General features: G+C 60.8%; 17 protein-coding genes. 10 read left to right on the plus strand and 7 right to left on the minus strand.

The window, feature by feature from the left end:
* Window positions 1-2 precede the first annotated feature (2 nt).
* Both ASG19_RS18795 and ASG19_RS18800 read right to left on the minus strand, forming a co-directional pair.
* Window positions 3-260, minus strand: coding sequence for an Atu4866 domain-containing protein (locus tag ASG19_RS18795; protein WP_244476244.1), 258 nt, complete (start codon window positions 258-260; stop codon window positions 3-5).
* A gap of 89 nt (window positions 261-349) precedes the next feature.
* Window positions 350-1069 carry an SDR family oxidoreductase gene (locus tag ASG19_RS18800; RefSeq protein ID WP_062460919.1) on the minus strand — a complete coding sequence of 240 codons (720 nt, stop codon included), beginning with the start codon at window positions 1067-1069 and terminating at the stop codon, window positions 350-352.
* A 112-nt stretch (window positions 1070-1181) separates the two neighbouring features.
* On the opposite strand from ASG19_RS18800, the gene ASG19_RS18805 reads away from it, so the two are divergent.
* Window positions 1182-2072 (plus strand): LysR family transcriptional regulator, encoded by an 891-nt coding sequence (locus ASG19_RS18805; RefSeq protein ID WP_062460922.1) that lies wholly within the window; start codon window positions 1182-1184, stop codon window positions 2070-2072.
* A gap of 6 nt (window positions 2073-2078) precedes the next feature.
* Here the strand turns inward: ASG19_RS18805 and ASG19_RS24125 are convergent, their stop codons facing one another.
* Window positions 2079-2288, minus strand: coding sequence for a hypothetical protein (locus ASG19_RS24125; RefSeq protein ID WP_113167697.1), 210 nt, complete (start codon window positions 2286-2288; stop codon window positions 2079-2081).
* A 313-nt stretch (window positions 2289-2601) separates the two neighbouring features.
* On the opposite strand from ASG19_RS24125, the gene ASG19_RS18810 reads away from it, so the two are divergent.
* The 5 genes from ASG19_RS18810 to ASG19_RS18830 all read left to right on the plus strand — a co-directional run bounded on the left by ASG19_RS18810 (window position 2602) and on the right by ASG19_RS18830 (window position 8963).
* Window positions 2602-4050 (plus strand): homospermidine synthase, encoded by a 1449-nt coding sequence (locus ASG19_RS18810; protein ID WP_062460925.1) that lies wholly within the window; start codon window positions 2602-2604, stop codon window positions 4048-4050.
* A gap of 285 nt (window positions 4051-4335) precedes the next feature.
* Window positions 4336-4698 (plus strand): outer membrane lipoprotein Omp10, encoded by a 363-nt coding sequence (gene omp10, locus ASG19_RS18815; RefSeq protein ID WP_062460929.1) that lies wholly within the window; start codon window positions 4336-4338, stop codon window positions 4696-4698.
* A gap of 222 nt (window positions 4699-4920) precedes the next feature.
* Complete coding sequence (locus ASG19_RS18820; protein WP_062461875.1) at window positions 4921-7092, plus strand: 5'-nucleotidase C-terminal domain-containing protein; 2172 nt, start codon at window positions 4921-4923, stop codon at window positions 7090-7092.
* A 132-nt stretch (window positions 7093-7224) separates the two neighbouring features.
* The gene (gene hemH / locus ASG19_RS18825) at window positions 7225-8259 is read left to right on the plus strand and encodes a ferrochelatase (RefSeq protein ID WP_062460932.1); all 1035 of its coding nucleotides are present in this window, start codon (window positions 7225-7227) and stop codon (window positions 8257-8259) included.
* 17 nt (window positions 8260-8276) lie between these two features.
* Window positions 8277-8963, plus strand: coding sequence for an SDR family oxidoreductase (locus tag ASG19_RS18830; protein WP_062460935.1), 687 nt, complete (start codon window positions 8277-8279; stop codon window positions 8961-8963).
* Window positions 8964-8966: 3 nt separating this feature from the next.
* On the opposite strand, the gene queC is transcribed toward ASG19_RS18830, so the two are convergent.
* Window positions 8967-9677 carry a 7-cyano-7-deazaguanine synthase QueC gene (queC, locus tag ASG19_RS18835; protein WP_062460937.1) on the minus strand — a complete coding sequence of 237 codons (711 nt, stop codon included), beginning with the start codon at window positions 9675-9677 and terminating at the stop codon, window positions 8967-8969.
* A 148-nt stretch (window positions 9678-9825) separates the two neighbouring features.
* On the opposite strand from queC, the gene ASG19_RS18840 reads away from it, so the two are divergent.
* Window positions 9826-10863, plus strand: coding sequence for an SPFH domain-containing protein (locus ASG19_RS18840; RefSeq protein ID WP_062460940.1), 1038 nt, complete (start codon window positions 9826-9828; stop codon window positions 10861-10863).
* A 7-nt stretch (window positions 10864-10870) separates the two neighbouring features.
* Window positions 10871-11350: an NfeD family protein gene (locus ASG19_RS18845; RefSeq protein ID WP_062460943.1), complete on the plus strand. Its 480-nt coding sequence runs from the start codon at window positions 10871-10873 to the stop codon at window positions 11348-11350.
* A gap of 14 nt (window positions 11351-11364) precedes the next feature.
* Here the strand turns inward: ASG19_RS18845 and ASG19_RS18850 are convergent, their stop codons facing one another.
* The gene (locus ASG19_RS18850; RefSeq protein WP_062460946.1) at window positions 11365-12360 is read right to left on the minus strand and encodes a KpsF/GutQ family sugar-phosphate isomerase; all 996 of its coding nucleotides are present in this window, start codon (window positions 12358-12360) and stop codon (window positions 11365-11367) included.
* 307 nt (window positions 12361-12667) lie between these two features.
* Window positions 12668-12853, minus strand: a complete 186-nt coding sequence (locus tag ASG19_RS18855) for a Flp family type IVb pilin (protein ID WP_062460949.1) — start codon at window positions 12851-12853, stop codon at window positions 12668-12670.
* Between the two features lie 459 nt (window positions 12854-13312).
* Between ASG19_RS18855 and ASG19_RS18860 the strand changes: the two genes are divergently transcribed.
* Together ASG19_RS18860 and fucP are read left to right on the plus strand one after the other, a co-directional pair.
* A complete protein-coding gene (locus tag ASG19_RS18860; RefSeq protein WP_082476473.1) occupies window positions 13313-14836 on the plus strand; it encodes an outer membrane beta-barrel protein in 1524 nt (507 codons plus the stop codon).
* A gap of 393 nt (window positions 14837-15229) precedes the next feature.
* A complete protein-coding gene (gene fucP, locus ASG19_RS18865) occupies window positions 15230-16507 on the plus strand; it encodes an L-fucose:H+ symporter permease (RefSeq protein ID WP_244476245.1) in 1278 nt (425 codons plus the stop codon).
* An 81-nt stretch (window positions 16508-16588) separates the two neighbouring features.
* Here fucP and galU read toward each other — a convergent pair whose 3' ends face one another.
* Entirely contained in the window at window positions 16589-17476 is an 888-nt protein-coding gene (galU, locus tag ASG19_RS18870) for a UTP--glucose-1-phosphate uridylyltransferase GalU (protein ID WP_062460958.1), read from the minus strand.
* Between the last annotated feature and the right edge of the window lie 136 nt (window positions 17477-17612).

A 17612-nucleotide genomic window follows, 5' to 3' on the forward strand; every position in this document is an offset into this window, starting at 1 on the left:
CCCTACTGTTCCCGGTAGAGCACCATCCCCGCATGATGCAGCACGCCGTCGATGAAGTCGCCATCGGCGGTGAACCCGGTATCGTCCCAATAATCGATGTGATCGCCGGTGACGAGATACCGGCCCTGATACGCGCTTTTGCGAGAGCCGCGTGCTTCATCATAGCGGTTATCTTGCTGCAGCTCGTGGCGGATATGTCCGTCTGCCGTTACCCACATTCCGATGTAGGGATGACTCGCGGGTTGGATCTTGTTGTCCATGATGTCCTCTGCACGGGAGGGAAGCGCCGCGCCGAAAGACGCGGCGGCAACGAGGAGGAGATGGCGGCGGTTCATGGCAGCCGTACCCTTCACTGCGCCCGCGTCGGGCGAACGACAATCTCATTCACATCGACATCGTCGGGCTGCTCGATCGCGAAGCGCACGGCGCGACCGATCGCATCCGGCTTCAGGGCAATGGCGCGGTAGGTCTTCATGGCCTCGGCAGCCACGGCATCGGTGATGGTATCGGCAAGCTCGCTTTCCACCACGCCCGGATGGATGCAGGTGACGCGCAGGTTGTCATGCTCCTGCCGCAGACCGTCTGAGATCGCCCGAACCGCGTATTTGGTGGCGCAATATACTGCAGCCGTGGGTGAAACACTGAGAGCGCCGACCGATGCGATATTGATGATCTGGCCTGAGCCCTGCGCCGTCATCTGCGGCAGTACGGCGGCGATGCCGTAGAGCACGCCCTTGATATTCACGTCGATCATCCGGTCCCACTCGTCGACCTTGAGCGACGACATCAGCGATAGCGGCATGACACCGGCATTGTTGACGATAACGTCGACGCGGCCGAATTGGTCTTCCGCCACTTGCGCGAACGCCGCCACATCGGCGCGATCGGTGACGTCAAGCCTGCGTGTCGCGACCTTGGCGCCCAAGTCCCGGAGTTCCCGGGCGAGCTCCTCCAGCCGGTCGGTGCGGCGGGCGCCCAGCATCAGTGTCGCCCCGGCTTTTGCCAGTTCGCGGGCGATACCTGCACCGATCCCGCTCGATGCGCCGGTGATGAGAACAACCTTGTCCATGTGATTAGCTCCTTTGCTCTCCGCTTGCCTGCGGATTGCAAGGACCCTATTCCTCCTCCATTGTCGCGATAAGCCGCCCAGTTGTTTCCACAGTGGCAAGGAATTCTAACCAATGCTGACGGATTACAATGCGCTCGCGGTCTTCACGCTGGTCGCAGAAGAGAAAAGCTTTCGTGCCGCCGCCGACCGCCTCGGCGTCACCCGCTCGGCCGTCAGCCAGACGATCCGCCGGCTGGAAGAGACGCTCGGCATCGCGCTCGTTGCACGCACCACCCGCAGCGTTGCCCTGACGGAGGCGGGTGAGCGGCTCTATTCCGAGGTCGCGCCAGCGCTGTCGGAGATGCGCAGCGCCACCGAGGCGGCAGCAAACCTGCACGGACGTCCGCGCGGCCGCCTGAACCTTGCGGTCTCCTCGATTGCCGAGAGCTTTCTATCCGGCCCCGTGCTCGCGTCCTTCGCCGAGGAACATCCGGAGGTGACATTGCATATCACTGTGACCGACGAAGAATTCGATATCGTTGCGGAGGGCTATGATGCGGGCGTGAGGCTCGGCGAAGTCATCGCGCAGGACATGATCGCCGTGCCGGTTTCCGGAAACCAGCGCCAGATCGCCGTCGCCTCGCCGGGCTACCTCAAAGGCTACGGCACCCCGGCTCACCCACGCGAACTTGGCGTTCACCGTTGCATCGGGTGGCGGGCCTCCGTCCATCAGGCGCCCTATCGCTGGGAGTTTTCGCAAGACGGCAAGGAATTCTCGGTCGCCGTTTCTGACACCATCACCACGACCGACATGGCGCTGATGGTTCGCCTGGCCATTGCCGGCGCGGGCATCAGCTTCGGCATGGAAGAGAGCTTCCGCCCGGCGATCGCCACGGGCGAGCTGGTGCCGGTGCTCGAAGAATTCAGCCCGTGGTTTCCGGGCTTCTATCTCTACTATCCGAGCAGGCGGAACATGGCACCAAAACTGCGCGCCCTGGTGGATCACCTGCAAAGGACCAGATGAGTGATGTCAGGCGGGCGACCGGGCGACAGCCACCGCCATGGTGCACCCAAGCGCCAGCACCAGCCAGAACACGACCCACAATCCCCACGCCGGAAAAGCACGTCCCATCGACACATTGCCGCGACGGATCCTGCTAAGCTTCGACGGCACCACGATCGCCCCGATGCCCCCGCGCCCTGACCTATTCGGCGACAAACGCAAACCGAATTTCAACATGACATTCCCCTGGTCGTTCCCAGCAGATTTTAGGGTGCGCGAAAACGGATCCAAGGGACAGGTGCTAGATTTAGCATTATCCACGCAAAACGGACCAACCGAGCGGAAACCACATTTTGGGCGGCCGGCGCGCCGGTCGGGCGAAAACAACCTCGGGACCGTTATTCCATCGTACGCCTCAAACGCGACCCCTTTATTGTGACGAAATTTTGTGATCTAGGCCGGGCATCAGATGCATGTCACACGGGTCCGTTACGCCTGCAAAACGCAGGCTGCGGCGGTGGAAGAGCAGTCGACCCATAGGGAGAATACGATGAAAGACGAGACCTATCCGGTATATGGCGAAATCACCGGTCCGATCGTGATGATCGGTTTCGGATCGATCGGCCGCGGCACGCTGCCGTTGATCGAACGCCATTTCAAGTTCGACAAGAGCCGGATGGTGGTTATCGACCCGCGCGAAGAGCCCTCCGACATGGAGATCCTCAAGAAGCACGGCATCCGTCACATCAAGGACCATGTCACCAAGGAAAACTACAAGGAGCTGCTGAAGCCGCTTCTGACCGAAGGCGAAGGCCAGGGCTTCTGCGTCAACCTGTCGGTCGACACGGGCTCGCTCGATCTGATGAAGATGTGCCGCAAGCTTGACGTCCTTTATATCGACACGGTCGTCGAACCCTGGCTCGGCTTCTATTTCGACAAGAGCATGAAGAACTCCGAGCGCACCAACTATGCGCTGCGCGAGACCGTGCGCCACGAGAAGAAGAAGAACCCGGGCGGCACCACGGCCGTTTCCACCTGCGGCGCAAACCCGGGCATGGTTTCCTGGTTCGTCAAGCAGGCGCTGGTGAACCTTGCCAACGACACCGGCCTCAAATTCGACGAGCCGGACCAGCACGACCGCGAAGGCTGGGCTAAGCTGATGAAGAAGCTGGGCGTCAAGGGCGTTCACATTGCCGAGCGCGACACCCAGCGCACCAAGAACCCCAAGCCGCTCAACGTGTTCTGGAACACCTGGTCGGTCGAAGGCTTCATCTCGGAAGGTCTGCAGCCGGCCGAACTCGGTTGGGGCACCCACGAAAACTGGATGCCGAAGAACGCCAAGAAGCACAAGAAGGGCTGCCAGGCCGCAATCTACCTCGAACAGCCGGGCGCCAACACCCGCGTTCGCACCTGGTGCCCGACGCCGGGTCCGCAATACGGCTTCCTCGTTACCCACAACGAGTCGATCTCGATCGCCGACTATTTCACCGTCGAAAAGGACGGCGAAGTCGTCTACCGTCCGACCTGCCACTATGCCTACCACCCGGCCAATGACGCGGTTCTGTCGCTGCACGAAATGTTCGGCAATGGCGGCACTCAGCAGCCCGTCCTGCACGTGCTCGACGAGCATGAACTGGAAGACGGTGTCGATGAACTCGGTGTGCTGCTCTACGGTCACGAGAAGAATGCCTACTGGTTCGGCTCGCGCCTGTCGCTGGAAGAAACCCGCCGCATCGCGCCTTACCAAAACGCAACCGGTTTGCAGGTAACTTCGGCGGTTCTCGCTGGCATGGTCTGGGCGCTCGAAAACCCGAAGGCCGGCATCGTCGAAGCCGACGAGGTGGATTACAAGCGCTGCCTCGAAGTGCAGATGCCGTATCTCGGCCCGGTCGAAGGTCACTACACCGACTGGACCCCGCTCGAAGGTCGCCCGGGCCTGTTCCCGGAAGACATCGACGAAAAGGACGCCTGGCAGTTCAAGAACATCCTGGTTCGCTAGGAATCAATGAGGGGGCTCGCGTCAGCCGCGGGCCCCACCCCCTCTCCCGCTTGCGCGGAGCGGAACCCCGCCTCGATCGCGCCTTGCGGCGGCAACTTGCGGCCTCTTCCAGGCCATGACGGGAAGAACCGGCTGGAGCGTATAAAAGCCACACCCGCGCCCGTTCTTCACAAAGCGAAAACTCCTGCCTGTCCCCAGTCTTCCCAATCCGCAGTCTTGCTTTACATAGGCTCCAGAAGGCATGGTTGCAGACCACAAGCCGGACCGAATCGCGGGAGACAGATCATGAACTTCAAAACGGGCCTCGTGCTCATTGCGGCAGCCAGCCTCACGGCCTGCGTCTCTTCTCCGCCGCCACGCATGGTATCAGCACCAGTGCAGCCGCAGGGCGTCGAGGGTGCATGGGTCGATCCGAACGGTATCGTCTCCACCTTCCAGGCGGGCACGTTCAACACCCGTGCAAGCGACAGCAACGCGCTTCTCGCCTCCGGCACCTATAACAAGCTCTCGCCGACGCTGGTCGAGATCAACATGACCTCGCTGGTGCGCAAGACGCAGTCGCGCGTCAACTGCTCGTTGGTCACGCAGAGCCAGCTGAACTGCACGCAGGATAGCGGCGCGCAGTTTTCGCTCGCCCGCCGCAGCTGATCGCCCAGCTTCACAGTCATTCCAGAGTTAGGGAGGGCCTCGCTTGATGCGGGGCCTTTCGCGTTGTGCGCGAGGGCGAATAGCTCCGGCCTTGTCACATTTACCTTGAAACCAGTTTTGCTTGGTGAAAACATGCGCTGCACAACGATCGTCACCATGGCGTGATACAAAAATCGGGAACATGCACGCCCACACGCGCGCAATCATAAAAGGAGAGAGATGATGATGAGAACTATCGGATTGGGGATCGTGACCGCATCGGTCATTGCCCTTTCGAGCGGCGTCGCGATGGCCGACTTCGAACTCAATATTCTCCACATCAACGACCTGCATTCCCGTATCGAGCCGATCAACAAATACGATTCCACCTGCACGCCCGCCGAGACCGAAAAGAACGAATGCTTCGGTGGCATCGCGCGCGTGAAGTCGGCCATCGACGCCCGCCGCAGCGAGTTGCAGGGCAAGAACGTTCTCGTTCTCGATGCCGGCGACCAGTTTCAGGGTTCGCTGTTTTACAGCACCTACAAGAGCGCACCCGTTGCCGAATTCATGAACGGCATCGGCTTCGATGCGATGGCGATCGGCAACCACGAGTTCGACGACGGCCCGCAGGAACTGCTGAAGTTCATTACCGCGCTGAAGTTTCCGATCATTTCCGGCAATACCATCGCCAAGCCTGGAACACCGCTGGCCGACAAGTACAAGGGTTACGTGATCAAGGATTTCGGCGGCCAGCGTGTTGCCATCGTCTCCGTTCTCGCGAAAGATACGAGCGAGACCTCTTCGCCTGGTCCCGACATCACCTTCGAGGACGAGATCACCTATGTGAAGAATGCCGTAGCGGACCTTCAGTCGCAGGGCATCAACAAGATCGTGCTCCTGTCCCATGTCGGCTACGTCAAGGACAAGGAAATCGCGGCAGCCGTTGCCGGCATCGACGTGATCGTCGGCGGCCACAGCCATACCTACCTGTCCAGCACCGACCCCAAGGCCTCCGGCCCCTACCCGACCATCGTCAAAAGCCCTGCTGGCGTCGATATTCCGATCGTGACGTCCTACGCCTATTCCAAATATCTCGGTGATCTCTCGGTCGTTTTCGATGACAACGGCGTCGTGAGGTCTTCCGCGGGGGCACCGAAGCTGCTCGATTCCAGCGTTCCGCAGGACGCGGCGTTTGTCGCCAAGGTCAAGGAACTCGGCGGCCCGCTCGAAGAGATCAAGAAGAAGGTCGTCGGCTCGACCGAAGGCGTCATCGATGGCGATCGCCTCAACTGCCGCGCCAAGGAATGCACGATGGGCAACCTGCTTGCCGATGCACAGCTTGACCGCGTCAAGGATCAGGGCATCACGCTCTCCATCCAGAACGGCGGCGGCCTGCGTGCCTCGATCGATTCCGGCGAAGTGACGATGGGCGAAATCCTGACCGTCCTGCCGTTCCAGAACACGATCGCAACCTTCCAGCTGAAAGGCTCGGATGTCGTCACCGCCCTCGAAAACGGCGTCAGCCAGATCGACGACGGCGCCGGTCGCTTCCCGCAGGTGGCAGGCATGAAGTTCTCCTTCGACCGGTCGAAGTCGAGCGGCAGCCGCATCAGCGACGTTCAGGTCAAGGAAGGCGAGGCCTTCGTTCCGATCGACCCGAACAAGACATACGGCGTCGTTACCAACAACTACGTCCGCACCGGCGGCGACGGCTACAAGATCTTCAACACCGCGGCCGTCAACGCCTACGACTTCGGACCCAACCTCGAAAACGCCGTTGCCGACTACATCTCGGCCAACAGCCCCTACAAGCCCTATACCGATGGCCGCATCACCGACCTGACACCGGCAGACTACAAGCCGTTACCGAAGGCAGCTGCCGCCCCGGCACCGGCACCGGCACCGGCACCGGCTGCAACGCCTGCTCCTGCGCCTGCCGCAACTCCTGCTCCGGCGCCTGCTACAACTCCCGCACCGGCTGCACCGGCAACGACGGCCCAGGCTCCTGCCACTCCTGCCCCCTCTGCCCCGGCTACCCCCGCCCCGGCCACTCCGGCTACTCCTGCTCCGGCGCCAGCGGCACCGGCAACCCCGGCACCTGCGACCCCCGCACCAGCAGCACCGGCTCCTGCACCAGCGGCTCCAGCCGCCCCCGTGCCCATGACAACGGAACCGGCAGCACCTGCACCAGCCGCACCTGCACCGGCCACGCCGGCTCCGACAGCCACAACGGCGTCCCCGGCTCCCGCCGGCCCGAGCAAATACACTGTGGTCAAGGGTGACTCGCTGTGGAAGATCGCCGAAAGCACCTATGGCGACGGCGAGAAGTGGATGGACATCTCCAAGGCCAATAGCCTTCGCAACCCGGATGTCATCCAGATCGGCAAGGAGCTGGAACTGCCGGCCAGATAAAAACGAAAGCGGGACAATTTGTCCTGATGCAACCGACGGCTCGGGGCTTCCCCGGGCCGTTGATTGTTTCTAAATAGAGCCAGACAATCCTCCGGCCGCATCCTGCGGTCGAACCCGATCGGAAGTGACCGCATGAATATCGTGCCCTCAAAACTGCCCACCGGTCATCCGAAGGTTACCTTCGGCAAAGTTGGCGTCCTGCTCGTCAACCTCGGCACGCCCGACGGCACGGACTACTGGTCGATGCGGCGTTATCTCGCCGAATTCCTGTCCGACAAGCGCGTGATCGAATGGTCGCGGCTGTTCTGGTATCCGATCCTCTACGGCATCGTCCTCAACAAGCGCCCGCAGAAGGTCGGCAAGGCCTATGAGGAGATCTGGAACAAGGATCTCGACGAGAGCTATCTGCGCACCTACACCCGCAGCCAAGGCGAGAAAATGGCCGAGCGGCTGGCCGATCTGCCGAACGTCGTGGTCGACTGGGGCATGCGCTACGGAAAGCCCTCCATCGCCGAGCGCATGGACGCGCTGAAGGCGCAGGGCTGCGACCGGATCCTGCTGTTTCCTCTTTACCCGCAATACGCGGCTGCAACGACGGCGACCGTCAACGACAAGGCGTTCGAATACCTGATGAAGCAGCGCTGGCAGCCGGCCTTGCGCACGGTGCCAACCTATCACGATGACCCCGCCTATATCGTGGCGCTGGCCAATTCCGTTCGCCAGACGCTGTCGACGCTCGAGTGGGAACCGCAGCTGCTGATCACCTCGTTCCACGGCATTCCGCAGTCCTACTTCAAGGCGGGCGACCCCTATCACTGTTTCTGCTACAAGACCGCACGGTTGCTGCGCGAAGAGCTCGGCTATACCGAGAAGCAGTTGCGCCTGACCTTCCAGTCGCGCTTCGGACCCGAGGAATGGCTGCAGCCCTATACCGACAAGACGATGGAAACGCTTGCCGCCGAAGGCATCAAGCGCGTCGCCATCATGAACCCCGGCTTCGTCTCCGACTGCCTGGAAACGCTTGAGGAAATTGCCGGCGAGGCTGGCGAGATCTTCATGCATCACGGCGGCGAGAAATTCGTGCATATCCCCTGCCTCAACGACAGCGTCGACGGCATCAACGTGCTTGAGACGGTGGTTCGCCGCGAGTTGCAGGGCTGGGTCTGAGCTTTAGGGAGATCGCGATGAAGCGAGCCATCGTCACCGGCGGTGCCGGCCTGATCGGAAGCGGGATCTGCACTGATCTGGCCCACCACGGTTTCGAGGTCGCCTCGTTCGATTTCGTTGAAACGGCTGATGTCCCGAAGGGCGTCCAGCCGGTTCTCTGCGATGTCTCCGACGAAGCCTCGGTCGAGGCAGCGTTCGCGCTGCTCGGCTGGGACAGTCTCGACCTGCTCGTCAACAATGCCGGCATCGCCAGCCCGAACCATGGCCCGATTGCGCAACTGTCGCTGGCCGACTGGCGCCGCGTGACCGATAGCCATCTCACCGGTGCCTTCCTGATGACCCGCGCTGCGGTGCCGCTGATGTCATCAGGTGGGTCCATCGTCAACATGGTGTCGACGCGCGCCTTCATGTCGGAACCGGATACGGAAGCCTATGCCGCGTCCAAGGGCGCACTGGTCGCCTTCACCCACGCACTTGCGATCAGCCTTGGCCCGAAAATCCGGGTCAATGCCATCGCGCCGGGCTGGATCACCAATGAGACGACGCTGAGCGAGGAAGACCACGCACAGCATCCGGTCGGCCGCGTCGGCCGCCCGAAGGACATTGCCGACGCCGTTCTCTATCTGACGGGTGCGGGCTTCATGACCGGTCAGGTCCTGACGCTCGACGGCGGCATGACGAAAAAGATGATCTACGCCGAATAGTGCTTACCGCACCTCGTCGGCGCGAAACCCGTCCGTTGCAGCCTTCCAGAAATCGGCATCCTCGTAATCGGTCGGATCCACGACGCCAGCGAGATGAAACGCCTCGCGACGCTCGACGCAGGTGCCGCAGCGGCCGCAATGCTTTTCTCCGCCCTTGTAGCAGGACCAGGTGTCGCCGAACGGTGTCGAGTGTTTGGCACCGTCGGTGACGATATCGGCCTTCGATCCGTTCACATAAGGCGCCAGTAGCCGCACCGAGGCGTATCCGTCGAGCGCATGATCCTGCATCGTCTGGAATGCGTCGATAAAGCCCGGTCGGCAATCGGGATAGATGAAATGGTCGCCGCCATGGACGGCGATTGCCACCGCATCCGCGCTCTGGGCTGCCGCCACGCCGAACGCGACCGTCAGCATGATCGCATTGCGGTTCGGCACGACGGTGACGCGCATCGTTTCCTCAGCGTAATGACCGTCAGGCACGTCGAGATCGTCCGTCAGCGCCGATCCCGTCAGCTGGGCACCAATCGAGCGCATATCGATGATCTGGTGAGGTACGCCCAGCCGCAGCGCACAGGCCGCGGCATAGTCGAGTTCCTTCCTGTGCCGCTGGCCGTAATCGAACGAGACGAGCCCGATCAATTCCTGCTCGGCAGCGATCTTGTGGGCAAGCGAAACGGAATCCAGTCCGCCGGAACAGACGACGATGGTCTTCATGCTTTTGGTCCTTGTTTTGTCGGGGTAGGCTGCGACCCGTGTGTCCCGCACTTTTTAGTGCAAGAACATGCGCTTGTGAACACCTCCGCACATCTCTAGGGTTGTCGGGTATGAAACGACCGCAATTTATTGGGCAGGAGGACTCTTCATGAGCCTGGACGGTTTCGACTATTTCGTCATCGGTATCGTAATCCTCGCGATACTGCTGCTCTTTGCCCTCGTGAAGACCGTGCCGCAGGGCTATAACTACACCGTCGAGCGGTTTGGCCGCTACACGCGCACGCTGGAGCCGGGCCTCAATATCCTGACGCCCTTCATCGAGCGCATCGGCGCGCGGATGAACGTCATGGAACAGGTGCTCGACATTCCCACCCAGGAAGTCATCACCAGGGACAATGCCAGCGTCTCCGCCGATGCCGTCGCCTTCTATCAGGTGCTGAACGCGGCCCAGGCCGCCTACCAGATCACCAATCTGCAGCTCGCTATCCAGAACCTCACGATGACCAATATTCGATCGGTCATGGGTTCGATGGACCTCGACGAGCTGCTGTCCAACCGCGAAGTCATCAACGAGCGGCTGCTGCGCGTCGTCGACCAGGCGGTTCATCCCTGGGGCATCAAGGTCACCCGTGTCGAGATCAAGGACATCCAGCCGCCGGCAGACCTCGTGCAATCCATGGGCCGCCAGATGAAGGCGGAGCGCGAGAAGCGCGCCCAGATCCTCGAGGCCGAAGGCTCACGCAACGCGCAGATCCTGCGGGCCGAGGGCGCGAAACAGGCAGCCGTGCTGCAGGCCGAAGGCGAACGCGAAGCCGCCTTCCGCGATGCCGAGGCGCGCGAGCGTCTGGCAGAAGCCGAAGCGCGCGCGACGCAGGTCGTGTCCGAAGCGATCGCTGCCGGCAACGTGCAGGCGATCAACTACTTCGTGGCGCAGAAATATACCGAAGCTCTGGTCGAGATCGGCAAGGCGAACAATTCCAAGATCGTGCTGATGCCGCTTGAAGCCTCGTCGCTGATCGGTTCGCTCGGCGGCATCGGCGCCATCGCCAAGGAAGTCTTCGGAAATGGCGACGGCCCTGCCCCGGCAGCGCCCCGCACGCAACCCGGCCAGCCTTCGCGCACCACCCGCAGCACGCCCAGCGTGACCGCTGTCATCCCGCCCTATACGCCCTCCTCCGACAAATGAGGCTGCAATGATCATCGATCTGGTACGCAGCCTCGGCTCGTGGAGCTGGTGGCTCCTCGGCCTCGTCCTGCTCGCAGCAGAACTGGCCGTTCCCGGTGCCTTCCTGATCTGGATCGGGCTTGCCGCCATCATCGTCGGCGCGCTGTCTCTGGCACTCTGGGATACCGGCATCTGGACCTGGCAGGTGCAGCTTCTGCTGTTTGCCGTGCTAGCGGTCGCACTGGCGGTGGTCGGGCGTCGCTTCTATTCGAGCCGTGGCGGCGAGAGCGATCAGCCGAACCTCAACCGGCGTGGCGAAAGCCTCGTCGGGCGCACCGCAACGCTGCACGAGCCGATCGCGGAAGGTCGCGGACGGATAAGGCTTGACGATACGTGGTGGTCGATCATCGGGCCGGACCTGCCAGCCGGCACTCAGGTGGTGATCATCGAATCAAATGGCCGCGATCTTCGCGTCGAAGCAACGGCGACAGTCTTGCGTCCCACCTGAAACTAAGATGGGTTTCAGGCGACTCCGACGCGCAGCAGATCGTGGAAATGGACGATGCCGATCGGGCGCTGATCTTCGCCGACGACGAGAAGTGCACCGATACTGTACTCGTTGAGAAGCGCAAGAGCCGCAGTCGCCAGCGTATCCTTGCCGACAGTCTTCGGGCGCACGGTCATGACCTCGTCCACGGGCATCTTCGTCAGGTCGACATCGAGATGGCGCGCAATGTCGCCATCGGTGACGACGCCGACAAGCCGGCCCTCATCATCGGTAACACCGACGCAACCGAACCGCTTGCGCGACAGTTCCTGCACCGCTTCCGGCATCAGAACGCCCTGGCGCACCAACGGAATGCTGTCGCCGACATGCATGAGGTCGCTGACATGCGACAGCATGGCGCCGAGCTTGCCGCCAGGATGATAGACGCGGAAATCGGTTGCCGAAAAACCGCGCGCTTCCAGCAGCGCAACAGCGAGTGCATCGCCCATCGCAAGCTGCATCAGCGTGGAGGTGGTTGGAGCCAGCCCGTGCGGACAGGCTTCCTGTTCCTTCGGCAGAAGCAGAACGACATCTGCCGCTCTGCCGAGCGCTGAGACCTCACCAGACGTGAGTGCGATCAAAGGAATAGAAAAGCGACGGGTGAACGATACGATCCCCTGCAACTCGGCGGTCTCGCCGCTCCAGGACAGCGCCAGCACGACATCGCCAGGCGCAATCATGCCGAGATCGCCGTGGTTTGCTTCGACCGGATGCACGAAGAAGGCCGGCGTTCCTGTCGAAGCAAAGCTTGCAGCGATCTTCTTGCCGATATGGCCGCTCTTGCCGATGCCGGTCACGATGACACGACCGCTGATGCCGCCGATCAGCTCGGCCGCCTCACGGAACGGGCCGCCAAGGCCATTCTGCAGGGCAAGATCCAGGGCAACGAGCCCCTGTTTTCCAAAAGCAATCGTCCGCAGGGCGGAATCAATGACATCGACCTCTGCGGCCTGCAACGCTCTCTTTATCATGTCACAGGCTTAGCGCTTTTTCCTGGTCAAGTCCATCGCATTAGCCGGTGAGCAAGTATTGCGGACTTCGAGAAAACAATGCGTCGATCTTCGAAATCGGTCGCCGGCTAGAGTGTCGCTAAGCAAGGAAAGGACTAGGCAACGGAAAATCGCACGGCTGTTGGCGTTCATCACCAACGCGTCCAGCGTTTCAAGATTTTCGCGGAATAAATAGGTCCAATAGGTCCCTGCGCAGTGCAGCCTGATGACGAACGGAGCCCCCTCGAATGTCGAGACGGCTCCTTCTATGGCATTTCGCAGGCTGCAATCAGCAAGTGGTGGCACTTCCGTCGCAGGTGAGCTTTCCTGCTATGTTGCTGAACTGGTTATTCAAAGCGCCGCCGAGCGTTGTTGCGCCGGCAATCAAAGCAACGGAAATAAGTGCGGCAATGAGGCCATATTCGATGGCAGTCGCGCCCGACTCATCTTTCATCATGCGTGCAAGAATTGACATATAAATCTTCCCTGACTCGCCCCTCGGAACGGAATTGCTCCGATGTCAAGTTTCTATACTTGAACTGTGGATACATTTTCTTAATGCGCTTCAACAAATCCAATGTGTGTAAATGTCACGTTTGACTTGGTTAAATCACCGTAAACGCGCGAATTCACTTGACTGGGCAACCGGCGTTTGTGCCCTGCGACCATCCATGCGCGCTGGGGATGTTCATGCAAATGTAGTGGCATCTCCTGGCGAGTGGACGGATAGCGTGAAGGGCAGTCGCGCAGCCCCACGCGGCCGGCTTCACCAACTGTTAACCATAAACTAACCCTTTCGAGGCATACTTCGCGATAAATCCGACAAGGTGACATTCGTGTTTCAAAGCATACACTTAGCCAGGACGGACCTGTGGATGCGGAGCGACGCTGGACTTTGCCTTTGGATCAGCTTTTCCGATTTCCGGGCAGTCCGATGATTATCAGCAGGACAAAAGCCACGACGCTTTCGTTGCGCGGCCGTGCGTATGGACTGCTGCTTGCCGGCTCGGCGCTGATCCTCCCGTCGGCTGCCGTTTCGCAGAGCCTTTTTCCAGACAGCGGCAGCGCGCTTCCAGCCATTCCCAGCAGCCAGGTCGGAACAGCCGGAACATCGACGATTACCCGCAACACCCCGACTGCACCGGTCGGCGGGACGGTTCCCGGCATAGTCGCCGTCGCCGGAGACGAACGGGCCGCCGACACGACGGCGCAACAAAGTGCGGCCGCGCGTGTTCAGGAGCCGGAAGTCGATCTCAACCAGCCGATCGGTCCGTCCGATCTCGAGCCGCTCGATGATGGTCCCGAGGCAATCGATCCGCAGGAGGCTCCGCGTCAAGAGGTGGATCCGACCGGCATCCGGCTCGGCACGTTCATGCTGCGCCCGTCCATCAATCAGAGCATCAACACAGAAATCACCCGCGAGAACGGATCGAAGGAAACGCGCAATTACGCGGCAACCGGGATTCGCGGAACGCTGACCTCCGACTGGTCACGGCATGCGCTGACAGTTACCGGCGAAACCACGATCGAGCACAATTTCACCAAGAGCAAGGAAGGCGAGGATCCGGAGGGCAAGATCAGCGCGGATCTGCGTCTCGATCTTGCAGACGATACCGTTGCGCATCTGACCAGCGGTTACAGCTTTACCCGTGAGGACAATGACGACCCGAACGCCGTCGGTGGCGCCGACGTCCAGTCCGGCGTGCACCTGTTCCAGACCGGGGCCTCGATCGGCCGCGACATCGGCAAGATCAGAGCACTCGCCGCCGTCAACGGCTCTCGATATGTCTATACCGAGGCAAAGCTTGCGGACGGCGGCACGCTCAACATGAAAGACCGCAATCGCAGCGGCATCGATGGTCGACTGCGCCTCGGCTATGAACTTTCGCCTGCCCTCATCCCGTTTGGGGAAATCGCATCGGGCCACACATTCTACGATCGCAAGCGCGATGCTTCTGGCTATCAGCGCTCATCGCAGACCTATGCCGCACGCACCGGCGTGGAGTTCGATTTCGGCGAGAAACTGCGCGGCGAGTTGGGAACGGGCTATGAGGTCGTCGACTACGAGGATAACCGCCTCAAGAATGTCGGTGGCATCAGCTTTGATGGCGATGCGACCTGGTCACCACAGCGCGGCACCGACGTCAATCTCGGCCTGCGCACGACAGTCCAGGATTCCACAACGCCCGGCGAAGGCGGATGGGTGGAGTATGAACTCACCGCAGCGCTTGCGCACGAGATGCGCGACAGCGTCGTGGCACGCCTGAGCGGCAGCACCGTGTTCCGCAACTTTGATTCGGGCAGCGAAGACGAGGTCACCTGGCTTGCCGGCGCGGGGATAACATGGGCGATCAACCGCTATCTCGATCTCACGAGCGACGTTGAATACGAGAAAACCACGGGCGGCACCGAACAGAACATCGTCCGCGCGGGCATGGGCCTGACTCTGAAGCGATAGCGTCCATCAGGCATTCACGTTTCCGTGATATCTGTCCCGGTACTGCCGCCACTCGGCGCCAATGCTTCGACATGTGTGCCTTCACAATAGGCATAAAGTACGAAGTCGCCCTAAACGGCCCGGGATCGGAATGGGTTCTGTCTCCAACATACCATTCGGCGAACAATAATTTCCGCACTGCAGCAATCGTTGCTCCAGCTACTCCTCCAGCGCATGGCTTCTCCAGCCGATCACGCCGTCCATGCACGTTGTACAAAGCTTGCGCCCGGGCTTCCGCCCACTTCCCCTCAGGACTGTCCGCAACATATAAGCGCTCACGACGAATTGTCGCAGTGCAGCATTAATTCACTCCATCGATACATCCTGATAGATTAGAGGCTCAACGTGGCTGGAATTCCAACAGACAGCGCGACCACACCGCGCACAGCAACAAGTTCGACGGCAGGTAACAATTACCGCTTCGCTCTCGTTGCCCTGACTTCCCTGTTTTTCATGTGGGGCTTTATCACCTGCCTGAACGACATTCTGATCCCGCACCTGAAGAACGTCTTCCAGCTCAACTACACCCAGTCGATGATGATCCAGCTGTGCTTCTTCGGCGCCTATTTCATCGTGTCGCTGCCGGCCGGCGCGCTTGTGAAGCGCATCAGCTACAAATGGGGCATCGTCGTCGGCCTGCTGATTGCAGCGATCGGCTGTGCGCTGTTCATCCCGGCTGCCAGCTACCGCGTCTATGCGCTGTTTCTCGGCGCGCTGTTTGTGCTGGCAAGCGGTGTCACCATTCTGCAGGTTGCCGCCAATCCCTATGTGACGGAGCTGGGCGCCCCTGAAACTGCCTCGAGCCGGCTGACGCTGACCCAGGCCTTCAACTCGCTCGGAACCACGATCGCACCGCTCTTCGGCGCTTTCCTTATCCTGTCGGCCGCGACCGGCGACATTCAGAACGCGAGTGGCGACCAACTCGAAGCCTTGCGCCTTGCAGAGGCTGATGCCGTCCGCTTCCCTTACATGCTTCTGGCAATCGCCTTCCTCGTGCTGGCCGCCGTCTTTGCAGCCCTGAAGCTGCCGCATGTCGAAACGGAAGACACGACGGTCGCTGAAGGCGGCGAACGGAGCTCCGCGTGGGCCTATCGTCACCTCGTTCTCGGCGCGATCGGCCTGTTCGTCTATGTCGGTGCCGAAGTGTCGATCGGCTCGTTCCTGGTCAATTACCTAGCAGAACCAAGCATCGCCGGCATGCCGGAATCGGAAGCCGCCCATTACGTCGCCTATTTCTGGGGCGGCGCCATGATCGGTCGTTTCGTCGGCGCCTATGTCATGCGCTTCGTCGACGACGGCAAGGCGCTGGCGTTCAATGCCGGTGTTGCGATCCTGCTGATCCTGCTCACGGTGTTTGCGGGCGGCTCGCTGGCAATGTGGTCGGTCCTCGCCATCGGCCTGTTCAACTCGATCATGTTCCCGACCATCTTCAGCCTGGCACTCAAGGGTCTTGGTCGCCACACCAGCCAGGGATCGGGCATCCTGTGCCTGGCGATCGTCGGCGGTGCCATCCTGCCGGTCGTGCAGGGCATGCTGGCCGATACGGTCGGCATCCACCTCGCCTTCCTGATGCCAGCGATCTGCTACCTCTACATCGCCTATTACGGCCTGAAGGGTCACAGGGCGGCCTGATCGCAGGCATCGATCCCTGAAACGAAAAACGCCCCCGCGATCATCTCGCGGGGGCGTTTTCTTTTGCAGTAAAGGATAGGCTTACATCAGCTTCGAGACGAGCGCCTTCAGCGGCTCTTCGATCGCCGGGCGAATGTCCGGGCGCTGCAGGGCAAAGGCGATATTGGCCATGATGAAGCCGTCCTTGGCGCCGCAGTCGTAGGTCTCGCCCTTGAAGTGGTAGCCGGCAAATTCCTGGCTCTTGGCCAGCGCCAGCATGCCGTCGGTCAACTGGATCTCGTTGCCGGCGCCACGTTCCTGGGTTTCCAGGATCTTGAAGATCTCCGGCTGCAGGATGTAGCGGCCGTTGATGAAGAAATTCGAAGGGGCCGTACCCTTGGCAGGCTTCTCGACCATCTCGGTGATCTTGAAACCGTCGCCGACGGTCTCACCCTTGCCGACGATACCGTATTTGTGGGCCTGGTCCGGATCGCATTCCTCGACCGCGAGAACGTTGCCGCCGGTCTGGTCGTAGAGTTCGACCATGCCCTTGAGGCAGCTCTTCTCCGACGACATGATCATATCCGGCAGCAGAACCGCGAAGGGTTCGTTGCCGACGATGTCGCGCGCACACCATACGGCGTGACCGAGACCGAGCGGAACCTGCTGGCGGGTGAAGCTCGCCGTACCGGCCTTCGGCAGGATATGCGAGAGCAGCGTCAGTTCGGCATTCTTGTTGCGCTCGCGCAGCATCTGCTCGAGTTCGAACTGAATATCGAAATAGTCTTCGATCACACCTTTGCCACGGCCGGTCACGAATACGAAATGTTCGATGCCGGCTTCCGCCGCTTCATCGACCACATACTGGATGACCGGCTTGTCGACGACCGTCAGCATTTCTTTTGGCACAGCCTTTGTGGCCGGCAGGAAGCGGGTGCCGAGGCCCGCAACAGGGAAGACTGCTTTACGAATTTTCCGTTCTTGTGACACTCATGCCTCCTGATGCATTTCGCTGTGCGGTTTCGGGTCTTTTGTCGGCTGTAATAAACATTTGCTACCTTTTAGCAAAGATCTGCCCCGGCCGCGCGTTTCATGGTAAAGAATTTGTTGACCCTATCCTGTTATC

Source organism: Rhizobium sp. Leaf306, from assembly GCF_001423425.1.
GTDB lineage: Bacteria > Pseudomonadota > Alphaproteobacteria > Rhizobiales > Rhizobiaceae > Neorhizobium > Neorhizobium soli.